The sequence below is a fragment of the Marivivens donghaensis genome (assembly GCF_011806565.1).
Classification (GTDB): domain Bacteria; phylum Pseudomonadota; class Alphaproteobacteria; order Rhodobacterales; family Rhodobacteraceae; genus Marivivens; species Marivivens donghaensis_A.
This window is the reverse complement of the sequence record NZ_JAATOP010000003.1, coordinates 229,880-241,394: the sequence shown is the minus strand read 5'-3', so window position 1 is coordinate 241,394 and position 11,515 is coordinate 229,880. Positions and strand designations below refer to the sequence as shown.

14 protein-coding genes are annotated in these 11,515 nt (G+C 58.0%); 8 read left to right on the top strand and 6 right to left on the bottom strand.

Translation table 11 applies throughout. The annotated features are described in order from the left end of the window. Window positions 1-19 precede the first annotated feature (19 nt). The gene (locus HCZ30_RS06510) at window positions 20-607 is read right to left on the bottom strand and encodes an RNA polymerase sigma factor (RefSeq protein ID WP_167637471.1); all 588 of its coding nucleotides are present in this window, start codon (window positions 605-607) and stop codon (window positions 20-22) included. Further along, window positions 594-752, bottom strand: a complete 159-nt coding sequence (locus HCZ30_RS06505; protein ID WP_167637470.1) for a NepR family anti-sigma factor — start codon at window positions 750-752, stop codon at window positions 594-596. The genes HCZ30_RS06510 and HCZ30_RS06505 overlap by 14 nt, the downstream gene beginning before the upstream one ends. Window positions 753-859: 107 nt before the next feature. Between HCZ30_RS06505 and HCZ30_RS06500 the strand changes: the two genes are divergently transcribed. After that, window positions 860-1,672 (top strand): response regulator, encoded by an 813-nt coding sequence (locus HCZ30_RS06500; protein WP_167637469.1) that lies wholly within the window; start codon window positions 860-862, stop codon window positions 1,670-1,672. Between the two features lie 357 nt (window positions 1,673-2,029). On the opposite strand, the gene HCZ30_RS06495 is transcribed toward HCZ30_RS06500, so the two are convergent. Next, window positions 2,030-2,203: a DUF1328 domain-containing protein gene (locus HCZ30_RS06495; protein ID WP_167637468.1), complete on the bottom strand. Its 174-nt coding sequence runs from the start codon at window positions 2,201-2,203 to the stop codon at window positions 2,030-2,032. 189 nt (window positions 2,204-2,392) lie between these two features. Between HCZ30_RS06495 and HCZ30_RS06490 the strand changes: the two genes are divergently transcribed. Next, window positions 2,393-2,752 carry a DUF883 family protein gene (locus HCZ30_RS06490; protein WP_167637467.1) on the top strand — a complete coding sequence of 120 codons (360 nt, stop codon included), beginning with the start codon at window positions 2,393-2,395 and terminating at the stop codon, window positions 2,750-2,752. 7 nt (window positions 2,753-2,759) lie between these two features. Then, complete coding sequence (locus HCZ30_RS06485; RefSeq protein WP_167637466.1) at window positions 2,760-3,053, top strand: hypothetical protein; 294 nt, start codon at window positions 2,760-2,762, stop codon at window positions 3,051-3,053. 15 nt (window positions 3,054-3,068) lie between these two features. Here the strand turns inward: HCZ30_RS06485 and HCZ30_RS06480 are convergent, their stop codons facing one another. Then, a complete protein-coding gene (locus HCZ30_RS06480; RefSeq protein ID WP_167637465.1) occupies window positions 3,069-4,169 on the bottom strand; it encodes a THUMP domain-containing class I SAM-dependent RNA methyltransferase in 1,101 nt (366 codons plus the stop codon). A 351-nt stretch (window positions 4,170-4,520) separates the two neighbouring features. Between HCZ30_RS06480 and HCZ30_RS06475 the strand changes: the two genes are divergently transcribed. Next, window positions 4,521-5,036 (top strand): hypothetical protein, encoded by a 516-nt coding sequence (locus HCZ30_RS06475; RefSeq protein ID WP_167637464.1) that lies wholly within the window; start codon window positions 4,521-4,523, stop codon window positions 5,034-5,036. A 52-nt stretch (window positions 5,037-5,088) separates the two neighbouring features. Here HCZ30_RS06475 and HCZ30_RS06470 read toward each other — a convergent pair whose 3' ends face one another. After that, window positions 5,089-5,523, bottom strand: coding sequence for a hypothetical protein (locus HCZ30_RS06470; protein WP_167637463.1), 435 nt, complete (start codon window positions 5,521-5,523; stop codon window positions 5,089-5,091). A gap of 214 nt (window positions 5,524-5,737) precedes the next feature. Further along, complete coding sequence (locus tag HCZ30_RS06465) at window positions 5,738-6,157, bottom strand: hypothetical protein (RefSeq protein WP_167637462.1); 420 nt, start codon at window positions 6,155-6,157, stop codon at window positions 5,738-5,740. A gap of 229 nt (window positions 6,158-6,386) precedes the next feature. Here HCZ30_RS06465 and HCZ30_RS06460 point away from each other — a divergent pair, with 229 nt between their 5' ends. From HCZ30_RS06460 to HCZ30_RS06445, 4 genes are all read left to right on the top strand, one after another. Next, window positions 6,387-7,052 (top strand): hypothetical protein, encoded by a 666-nt coding sequence (locus HCZ30_RS06460; protein WP_167637461.1) that lies wholly within the window; start codon window positions 6,387-6,389, stop codon window positions 7,050-7,052. Window positions 7,053-7,055: 3 nt separating this feature from the next. Continuing rightward, on the top strand, window positions 7,056-8,534 hold the full coding sequence (locus tag HCZ30_RS16815; RefSeq protein ID WP_167637460.1) for an O-antigen ligase family protein: 1,479 nt from the start codon (window positions 7,056-7,058) through the stop codon (window positions 8,532-8,534). Continuing rightward, window positions 8,534-9,307: a metallophosphoesterase gene (locus HCZ30_RS06450; protein ID WP_167637459.1), complete on the top strand. Its 774-nt coding sequence runs from the start codon at window positions 8,534-8,536 to the stop codon at window positions 9,305-9,307. Before HCZ30_RS16815 ends, HCZ30_RS06450 begins: the two co-directional genes overlap by 1 nt. A gap of 91 nt (window positions 9,308-9,398) precedes the next feature. Next, entirely contained in the window at window positions 9,399-11,513 is a 2,115-nt protein-coding gene (locus tag HCZ30_RS06445) for a GumC family protein (protein ID WP_167637458.1), read from the top strand. The last annotated feature ends 2 nt before the right edge of the window (window positions 11,514-11,515 follow it).

Below are 11,515 nucleotides of genomic sequence, written 5' to 3'. Positions count from 1 at the left end.
CGCAGAAGCTTTGATAGTTTCAAGCAGCGACCCCTCCGCTGCGTCCAGCCGCATTGACGACTGCTTCGGTCACGCGATCGGTCATATCACCGAAATCGACACCTTCAGATTGCAGCAGTTCAACGAGACGGGCGCGCCCCCGATTCACGCGGCTTTTAATTGTGCCGACGGCGACGCCGCACATGTCCGCTGCTTCTTCATAGGAAAATCCTGATGCTCCTACAAGAGAAAGCGCCTCGCGTTGCTCTACCGGAAGGTTCTGGAACGCAGCCATGAAGTCGTTCATCGCAAGGCGACCATCGTGGGCGGGTTTTTCAGCTAGTGCGCCAGCAGCGATGCCGTCGGGATCGGACACCTCGCGGGCGACCTTGCGGCGCGACGAGTAGAAGCTGTTGCGGAGAATGGTAAACAGCCATGCCTGCATGTTCGTACCGGGCGTAAAGCTGTCGAGGTTTTTCCATGCTTTGACCAGCGACTCCTGAACAAGGTCGTCGGCCTCTGCACCGTTACGGGTCAGGGAGAGGGCAAACGCACGCATCGGACCAAGGTGGGTGACGATTTCTTCCCGCGGATCCTGCGGATCCTTCGGTTCGTTATTCTTCACCATGACTGGCCTCGTCCTGCTCTTTGAGCTGCGCAAGCAAGCTCATGAACCGGTCAGGAACGTTCTCCTGAGCCTTTTCCATGAACGCCCGCTGCAAATTTTCGCGGATCTGCTCCTCAAGAGCGTCCTTTTCTTTCTTCTCGTCCATTCACTTTCCCGAATGTTAGTTGGGGCCCAACTTTTTCACTGGTACGCGGGAACCAAACGCGCTTCCCTGCGTTTGGTTCCAGAAATAATGAGAGGACTTTCAAAAAAATGTCGACAAACGCCAACGAGACGTTTCTATCCGTCACCGTGGCAGGATTGCTTCCTTTCCTTCGTCGTTATGCGCGCGCTCTTACTGGTAGCCAGACAACAGGTGACCGCTATGCGGCCGCGACGCTTGAGGCATTGCTGGTAGATCGTACCGTTTTCCAGGAAGGCCATTCGCCCAAGGTTGCCCTGTTTAAGTCCTTCCATGCGATCTGGGTCAGCACTGGCTCGCCCTCGCCTGAACTCGACGACAACATTGCGCAGCGTGCCCAGCGTCACCTGAACAGCCTCACGACCAACAGCCGCGAAGTTCTGCTGCTGAAAACGATCGAAGGCTTCAGCCACGACGAAGTCGCTGTGATCATGAGCATCGACGAAGACGAAGTAAGCGAGCTTTATGAACGCGCAATCTCCGAAATGGCAGATAGCGTGGCCGGTTCGGTTCTGGTCATCGAAGACGAGGCGATCATTGCGCTTGATCTCCAGTCCATCGTTGCCGACATGGGCCACCGCATCACTGGTGTCGCTCCGACCCACAAAGCTGCGGTTGACCTGTTCAATCAGGAACGTCCTGACCTCATCCTGTCGGACATCCAACTGGCCGACGGCTCGTCGGGCATTGATGCCGTCAACGAGATCCTCAAGGCCGCGGGCGATGTTCCGGTGATCTTCATCACCGCCTTCCCCGAACGCCTGCTGACCGGCGAACGCCCCGAACCGGCATTTGTCATCACCAAGCCCTACACCGAAGAACAGGTCCGCTCGGCTGTCAGCCAAGCGATGTTCTTTGCTTCGACGGAAACGCTCAAAGCCTAAGACGAGCGTAAAGTCCTCAACACTACAACGCGCCTTCGGGCGCGTTTTTTTGTGTCTGCACGTCACCGGGCTCAGGGCAAAATAAATGCCCCGCTCGGCGGGACGACCGAGCGGGACTAAAGAGGGTGATCCGGGAACAGGAAGAGATCACCCAAGGGACACCGCGACCAACGAGCTGAAATATCTCAAGCGGCTATGTTCAAAAGCAATTCTACAAAAACCGACCGACGAAATGCCGGCACATTATTACTTGGAAAAGATTGGAAAACCTCAGATCCGCGCAACATCGGATCAACTAGAACTTGCAAACACAAAGAAAAGAGAGGGCAGTCACAAACTGCCCTCTTTCTTTAAATCTTAAACCGGCGGCTTGCCGCGAACAGCGCGTGCCACCATGGCGACAACAAACAGAACCAGGAATACGAAGAACAGGATCTGTGCGATACCAGCCGAAGCGCCGGCGATGCCACCGAAGCCGAACAGAGCGGCGATGATGGCGATAACGAGGAAGGTAACAGCCCAACCAAGCATAGTAGTAACTCCTTCAAATTGTGTGACCGGCACCGTGACCGGCATTTGCAACTACAACCCGTGGTCGAAGCAGTTGGTTCCGCATTTTTCGAAAAAAGACGGTTTCTCATTTTTTTGAAAAAGGCAGGAACGGACTCCGTGAAAGGGCGTTGGTTTAGCAAATGCACTTCCTTCGAAGGAGAAATTATTATGGCTACCGCCGCTAACCCGACCAACGACGCTAAACTGAACGGCCGCGACAAGGCAGACCTGAACGAGCACAAAGCAGACATCTCGAAGGACCTCGAGGCTCTGCGCGCTGATCTCAAGAGCCTTGCCCAGACCGTTTCGGACATTGCCTCGAACAAGACGTCGGCAGCATCGAGCGCCGCGCAGGACCGTTTCGACGAATACCGTAAGGCCGGTGAGCGTCAGGCTGACCGCGCGAAGGAATACACTTCGATGAAGGCTATGGAAGCCGAAGAGATGATCCGCGAAAATCCGGCCGGTGCCGTAGCCGTTTCTGCTGCTATCGGCTTTGCGATCGGCCTTCTGACCCGTCGCCGCTAATATGCTGATGTTTCCCAGACTCGCAGGTATCGGCACGCGCCTGAGCTTCGGCTTCATCGCTGCCGTCCTCGGGACCGCTTCGGTCCTGATGTTGGGCTGGGCCTTCTGGGCTTGGCTCGCCATCGAGTTGGGCGAGATCGCCGCGTCGGCAATTATCGGCGCGGTTCTCGCACTCGGTTCGGCAGTCTGTATGGCGATTTCGCGAAGATACCGACCGCGCCTCCCCGCAGTCGACCCGCGCGCAGCTATGTTCACTGCGTTTCTCGATGGCATGAACAGAGGTCGCGGCGGCCGCTATTAATAGGGCCGCCCGCCGTTACAGAGCTTCGGTTCTGAACAGTTGCACCCGCAGCCCACCGTGAGACACGGAAATGGGCTCGGGAATGAACGGCAGGCCGGTCGCATGTGCGAGAGCTGCATCACTCGTGATTATGCCGACCCGCCAGCCGCTAAACTTCTCCATCAGCGTTTTTCCCAAAGCACCGTAAACCGCGTAAAGCAGTTTGCGCTGCCCGATCCGTGCGCCATAGGGCGGGTTCACGATGACTAATCCTTCCGCGCCTTCGGGACGCTGGAGGTCGCTGACCGCGTGATTTTTGAACGCAACAACATCCGACACCCCTGCCCGCTCCGCATTCTGCGTGCTCATCCGCACCGCGCCGGCGTCGCGATCCGAGCCGAAGAAGCGCAGCTTTGTCGACCCGCCCGCCTTTTTCAGCTTCTGGAACGCGTTATCGTCGTAATTGGCGAGCTTCTGAAACGCGAACTCCCGCGACCGGCCAGGTTGCAGGCCCATCGCGATCTCCGCCGCCTCGATGACAAACGTGCCAGAGCCGCACATCGGATCGACCACCGGCTCGGCACCCGTGTAACCACATTCCCGCAGGAACAGCGCGGCAAGATTTTCTCGCATCGGCGCTTTGCCGACAGCTTCCTTATGGCCGCGCTTGTGCAGGCTCTCGCCCGAGGTATCGACGCTGATCGAACAGAGGTCATCCTCGATCCGCACTTTCAAAACGACAGGCGCATCCTCAGCAATCGTCGCCCCGAAGTCTTCCGTCAGCGCGGTTTCGATCCGCTGACGTGCGGCCTTGTCGTGGTAAATCTTCGATTTGCGGCATGTCACGTCGACCTTCAGCGGCACGTCCTTTTTCAGAACATCGCCCCACGGGAACTTCCGCGCACGCTTATCGAGCTGCGCGAGGTGCATCACGCGGAACTCTCCGATTCGAGCCAAAACACGCGCCGCACCCCGCAATTCGAGGTTGGCACGGTACACATCGACCCAATTTCCTTCGAAACTCACCCCGCCTTGCACGGACTGCGGCGACGGAAATCCCGCCTCCGCCACCTCGGCACAGAGCACATCTTCAAGCCCGAGGGCCACGGAAACGAAAATTTCGAAGGTATCTTTCATTCCGCTTGCTTACAGGCTTTGGTTTGCAGGCACGAGTCACTTCCGCAATGGGCGAGCAACGGGCTATTTTAGTATCTCTAAAGTCTAATAGTTGAGTGTATTACGAGCCACTCACGTAATCATTGCGATATCGGAATATAACGAGAAGTAGGCTTTCCCTGACCTTCGCAGGCTTATCGCTAACCGGTTTTCCAGCAGCATTAGCCCTAAGGTTGATAAAAATTCGAAACAGATAACGCTGAAAAAGCAAAGGCTTAGGAATCTAAATTAGGTATTCCGAAAGCCGTCACGAGTACCGTAACACCTAAGGGCCGCGTGGGGCGGCAAGTGGGAAAGTATACGGGGTAACTCATGCGTAAAGATCACTTCGGTGGTCTCGCAGCTCGTGCAATGGCTTGCACGGGAGCGGGATCGCTTGTTTCAAAACTTGGCAATCTGCTTGCCGCAATCGCTCTTCTGGTTTCGCTGGTCACGCTGCCGACCGCCAGCTCGGCCCAAGGTGTGCTCCGCATCACCAATGACCGCGGCGGCGTCCTCAGCCAACGCATGGCCGAAATCGGACGGCTTCAGGTCACTGGCCAGCCCATCGAAATCCGCAACGGTTACTGCGCATCTGCCTGCACCATGTATCTTGGCCTGCCCAACACCTGCGTCGGCCGCAACGCGACCTTCGCGTTCCACGGCCCTGCCCGCACCGACCGCCGGATCACCCGTCAGGAGTGGGAAGCGTGGTCGCAGACGATGGCGTATTACTATCCGCCGCAGCTGCGCACGTGGTTCCTGCGCACCGGCCGCTATGCTTCGACCGATCTTATCAACCTCAGCGGACGAGATATGATCCGCATGGGCGTGCGCGAATGCGCCTAACGCAAAACGGCGGGCACTGACCCGCCGTTTGTTTTCTGTCTGTCTCGATAACTTAGGCCGGCGAGGCAGGAGCCTGACCAACGGTGCCAACGTCAGCGTTCGGGTCAATCGTCGTCGCCGCCGCAACCATCTGCGATGCCAGCCCGATATAGGCCGGATTGTTGGCGGCTTGGGTCGCAACCGCAACGATCGCACCTGCAATCGCCGAACGATAAGCAGCGCCCGCGCCGTTCGAGAAATCGACTGCGAAGTTCGACAGGGCGGTGAGCTGCTCAACCGAAGCGCCCGCTGCGACAAGCGCCGCACCATAGCTCGCGATCAGCGTCGCACAGATCGCAGGATCGGCATTGCACTGCGCGATAAGGTCTTCCAGCGATGCGACTTGGATGACGGCCTGTTGTGCCTGCGCTTGCGGCACGAAAACTGGTGCCGTGGAGATACCCGCAACTGCCAGAACCAGAGCGGCCGACTTGATAACACTCTTCATCTTTAACTACCTCGAAGGGGCAATAGCGCCCGATGGCCGAGCTAGCGCACCGTTTCATGAGTCTCACAAGCGGAATTTTTCGCGCATAAGTCGCAAGCCCGTTAACATCGCAACGGCTAGGCTAAACTCCGCTCATGGCCTGCGTATGAGGGCTTTGGAACGAAAAAAGGCGGACCCGAAGGCCCGCCTTTTCATCAATTCTGTAGTGCAGCTATTAGCCTGCCGAAGCCGGGTTCTGACCGACAACGGTGCCGGAGTCGACGCCCGGATCGATGTCCTGCGCGTCAGCAACAACCTGCGAAGCGAATGCGGTGTAGCCGGGGTTGGTTGCAGCGCCGTTAGCAACCGAAGAGGCAACCGACACAACCGACGAAGCCATAACTTCGCGGTAGACCGGGTTCTGGGCTACGAACTGCTTCGAGTAGGCTACGAGCTGCGCAATCTGGCTCACCGGAGCGCCGGCAGCGGCCAGAGCAGCGCCGTACTGGGCGATGAGAGCAGCGCAGGTTTCCGGAGCGGCTGCGCATTGTGCCTCAACGTCTGCCTGGGTGGTGATCGTCTGAGCCGAAGTGATGGTTGCAGCGCCGCCAGCGAGGGCCGCCGAGACTGCGAGAACTTTAACAACATTTTTCATCGTACTACCTCGTGTGGGGCTAATTTCATTAACTAGGGCCACAGGCACTACCCTTTTGCAAGTGCAGAATACCCGTTGGCATTGATATCCACCATTCGATACCATTTCGGTTACCCTAAAACAACGTTCTGCGAGTATATTGAACAAATTGTCGCCTATCGTGGCATCTGCTGAACGATAGTATTAAGACAAAAACTACCAAATTACTTAACACCGTGCCGGAGGATTCGTGATCAGGCTTGCCATAGGGGCCGCTTCGCTGTTGATCATAGCAGGCTCTGCAGTTCTAATACCCAATGAATTCAAGTCGCTACGGCAGCAGAATCTCGAATTCCGGACGATGTACCAGATGCAGTACGAGGGCCAGTTTGCCCTTGATGATGCAGGTGCGAACCTCTCCCGAAACGGCCAACTTCGCAGCTGCGCGAGCGGACTTTTGTCCCAGACAGCGGACTTTTACGCTGCAGATGCACGCAATGCGATCGCCGATACCTGTGCAGCACGCGCGAAAGAGGTCATCGCTGACGCACCAACCATGTCTTTGCCACATCTGGTAGTGGGCGCGGTGGCAGCTACTAAAGGCGAGTTTGATTTATACGAATCACCGTTAAGTATTTCTCACCGCACCAACCCCAACGATGCATGGTACGCGCTCCGCCGCGTCGAAGCCGCCTATATCGTCGCGGCGAAGAACGGTACCAACGGCATTCCAGATTTCATTGAGGACGACATCAAAACTGTCCTTGGAAGCTACCAGTTTTCCCAAGGTCTCATCGACCTCTACTTCCGCTTCCCCGCACTTCAGGACCAGCTCGTTGCGACGGTTCAGACCGCCGACGGGTCCATGCAGCGCCGCTTCCTCAGCGGTGTACGAGCAAGACTGCAAGGAACTTAACACGTGATCGACTTCAATAACTTCGAAGACAAGCTCAAAGAAAAGCGCGAGACGACCCAGACTACTGCGCAAGCCGACTCCGCCGAGATTGTGTTCGAAGAAGTGATGGTGGCCCGTGACGAAGGCAAGCCGAGCGCCGCCTCCACCAGTCAGGCCAACAACATCTTTTCCGTGCTGGTCGTGCTGCTCGCACTGATCGCGCCAATCCCGCTGGGCGGCGCGCGGCCCGTGCCGCAAATGATGCTGGCGATTGCCGCGGTTGTACTCTGCACCCTGCAAATGCTGGTCATCTACCAGATCGACCCGAAGAGAAAGCCTCCGATCACTCAACACCCCCTCATCGCGATTGCTGGCGCCCTGTTCGTGATCGGCCTGCTGCTGCAATTTCTGCCCATCGGACGCGAGATCGGCCTTCAGGACGGCTCAATTATCGAGACTGCAAAACTGACCCTCGCCGGCGGCCCTTCGCTGCAAGGCATCATCCGCTGGTGCAGCTACGCGCTTGTTTTCATCGTGGCGCTCGGGGTGGCGGAGAATATCAACCGTGTCGAACGCATTATGTCGTGGATTTTCTACGGAATTCTGGTTCATGCAGTCTTTGCGCTGATAACGTTCTCGTTCCTCGGTGACAGCTTCCTATGGGGTGAAAAGACCTACTACCTCGGCTATGCGACCGGCACCTTTGTGAACCGCAACACCTTTGCGACGTTCATCGGCATGGGGATCATCACCGGCATCGCGGTGACCATCAAGAAATTCAACGACCCGCAAATGCGCCGCCCTGGCGGCAGCAAAGGCATCACGCCGCGCCATATCGAGGCCACGATGCGCCTGTGTATGCTGGCGCTGATGGCCGGCACCTTGCTGGCCACTCAATCTCGCGCGGGTATGGCGGCAACCGTGGTCGGCGGCGTTGTCACGCTACTGCTGATGAACAAGAAGGCCGGCGTTAAGATGCGCAAAACGGTTCTCTGGTTGGTGGGTGTCGGCGCGGTTCTGGGTGCCGTATTCCTGTTCAGCTTCGGCCAAGGCATGATCGAGCGAGCAATCTTCACGGCTGGCGATTCCGAAAGCCGCATTGAACTCTACCGTCAGACCCTTGCGATGATCGCAGCACATCCGTTGCTCGGCTACGGCTTCGACAATTATCAGATCGCGTTCGAACTGTTCCACCAGCCGGACCTCAACACGACGCTGATCTGGGACCGCGCGCACAACACCTACCTCGCGCTCTGGAGCGAAGCTGGCGTCATCTTGGGCAGCATCCCTCCGGTGATCGTCGCAATGGCGTTTGTTTCATCATTCGCTGCTTGGAAACGCCGCGAGCACGGATTTATCGGGCCAGCGGTCGCTTGCGGTGTTATCGTGCAGGCAGCGCTGCACTCTCTCGTTGATTTCAGCTTCGAGTTTCCGGGCGTTAACTTTGTATTTGTAATCATTCTGGCACTTGGTGTTGCCAATTTCCGTAGAAAGTCCGCTTGATGTTCAAGCTTTTCCGAAAGTCCGAACCTGCCGAGCCCAAACCCGACACGAAACTCCTCCGCCTTCCGTCGATGCCCGCCGCGATCTATGCGATCGGTGACATTCATGGACGCCTCGATCTGCTACAAAAGCTCGAACAGCAGATCATTGCGGACGGCGCCAATATCGCAGGCCCGAAACTGATCGTCAGCCTCGGCGACCTGATCGACCGCTCGACCGGCAGCAGTGGCGTGATCGAGCACTTCATGTCCCCTGCCCCCAAGGGTTTCACGCGGATCGCCATTCGCGGCAACCACGAAGACATGATGATCAAGTTCATCAAGGATCCGTCCGACAACATGAACTGGCTGGTCTGGGGCGGCACCGAAACGCTGCTGTCCTACGGTCTGAAGCCGGATGCCGAAGGCAACTTCAGCGCTTCGCCGTCCAAGCTGTCGCACATGACTGAAGCCGCCGTTCCACAGGAGCACCAGACCTTCCTCAAGAACCTTCCGGTCGCACTTGAAGTCGGCCGTTACCGCTTTGCCCATGCAACCTACGAGCTTGGTCTGCCGCTCGAACAGCAGACGCCCTCGACCCTCATGTGGGGTGATGCCAATGACACGGATGCATACCAGGGCGAGAATTTTCTCATCCATGGTCATGTAATCGTCAACGAAGTAGAGCAGCATCCCAATCGCATCAATATTGATACAGGTGCCTACAAAACTGGCAAATTGACCGCTGCGCGTATCTTGCGTGACGACGACACGATAGTTCTCTTTCAAACCTGAACCGTCTTGTGTGCCTTGAACGCAGCCGCCATAAGCGACCCGAATTCTTTGTGTACCAGTAATTGAACTGATTTATTTGACTAGGACTGGCATGACTGACCAAGATTCCGATTTTATCGACCTCAAGGAAATTCTTTCAATCATCAGACGCCAGGCACGACTCATTGTTCTGACGGTGATTGTTGCCCTTGCGATTGCATTCTTCCACCTGACTCAGGCGACTTCCCAATACACTGCGACGACCCTCCTTATGGTTGATCCGCAAGGGAAAAACGTCCTCGACCTTGAGACAGGCACCACCAGCTCGCAGGCCGATAACGCCCGCCTCGAAAGCGAAGTGGAAATCCTGAAATCCGACAGCCTTGCGCTGACGACGATCCAGACGCAGGAGCTGTACCTCACCGACGAATACGGCCCCTCGTTCGGCATCACCGACAAGCTGCGCGCAGCTCTCGGTATGGACGTAAACGAACTGCCGACCGGCGAAGACCTGCTGCAAAGCACGCTGGGCAAGTTCAACGACAGCCTGTCCGTCCGCCGCCGCGGCCTGACTTACCTGATCGCGGTTTCGGCCACGTCGGAAAGCCCGCAGCGCGCCGCTGACATCGCGAACGCCCACGCGCAGAATTACATCGCGCAGCAGGTTACGTCGAAGGTCGACTCCTCGCTGTCCGCACGTGACGTGATCCAGAACCAGCTGGCTCAGGCCCGCGCAACGCTGGCCAACACCGACGGCGCGCTGGAAGATTACATCGACCAGAACCTGTCGCGCCTCGAAAGCGAAATCGGATCCGACCGTATCTCGCAGCTGCGCGGCGATCTGACCGCGATGAACCAGCAGCTTGATATGGCGCGCGCCAGCCAGACCGCTGCCCGTCAGGCGCTGGCCAACCAGAACTACGACGAACTGGCCCAGCAGGTCGGCGATGCCGCCCTCGCCCGCTTGAACCAGCAGCGTGAGGCTCTCCAGCGTCGTCTTGCTGGCACCGAAGCAGGCACCGCCGAGGCCATCGACCTTGCCTCCGGCCTCGCCCAGATCGAAGACCAACTGCAAAGCCAGGCGCAGGCCGCCGTCTCCGACCTCGACATGTCGATCCGCAGCTATCAGGACGAAGGCACCACCATTCGCGGCGCGATCCGTGACGAAGTGCTCGCCTCGAACCTGAGCCCCGAAACGCTGGCAGAGATCTACAGCCTCCAGCAGGAAGCCCAGATCGCCCAGCGTCAGTACGACACGCTGCTGTCGCGTATGCGCGATATCGAAACACAGGCTCTCGTGCAGATCGCGGACAGCCGCATCGTCTCCGAAGCCCTGCCGCCGCGCAATGCATCGTTCCCGAACAAGAAGCTCGAACTGGCGCTCGCGCTGGTCGCCGGCCTCGGTATCGGTGTCGCGATTGCCTTCGCCAACGAATACTTCTTCGGCGGCGTTGTTTCGGCCAGCCAGCTTGCGAACATCATCCCGCTCCGCGTGGCCGCTGTGATCCCCAAGGTTCAGCAGGGCACCAACGAGCTGTCGGTGGCCGACCGTCTGGTCGACGAGCCGATGTCGATGATCGCGGAATCCTTCCGCCGCCTGCGCGCTACGATCGACCTTCAGGTGCCCGACAAACCGGGTGAAGGCAAAGTCATCATGGTCACTTCCTCGATCCCCGCCGAGGGTAAGTCGACCGACGCCCTGTCGCTCGCCCGCACCTACGCCATCGCGGGCAAGCGCACGCTGCTGATCGACGGCGACCTTCGCAAGCCGAGCCAGCATAAGCTGATCGGTGCCGAGCCCCAGCACGGCCTGCTGGAGTATCTGATCGACGGCAATTCGTCCGAGCATTCGACCGGCGAATTCTACGATGCCGACCCGAAGACCCCGCTGGGTATCATGATGGGTAAGCGCCGCAGCAACGTGCCGACCGACGCGCCGCTTCAGTCGGCTGCGTTTGAAGAGCTGATCAAGAACGCCCGCAAGGCGCTCGACGTCATCATCATCGACACCGCGCCGCTCGTTCCCGTGGTCGACGCCCGCTACATCGCGCCGATGGCGGACGCCGTTGTGGTCTGTGTGCGCTACGGCGTAACCAACCAGTCGGACCTGCGCACCTGCTACGAACAGCTGACGGACTCGGTCCGTCAGGGCACTGCAATGGTGTCGGTCCTGAACTGCCACGAAGGGCAGGAAAAGTCCTACCGCTACACCGGTTACTACAGCTAAGC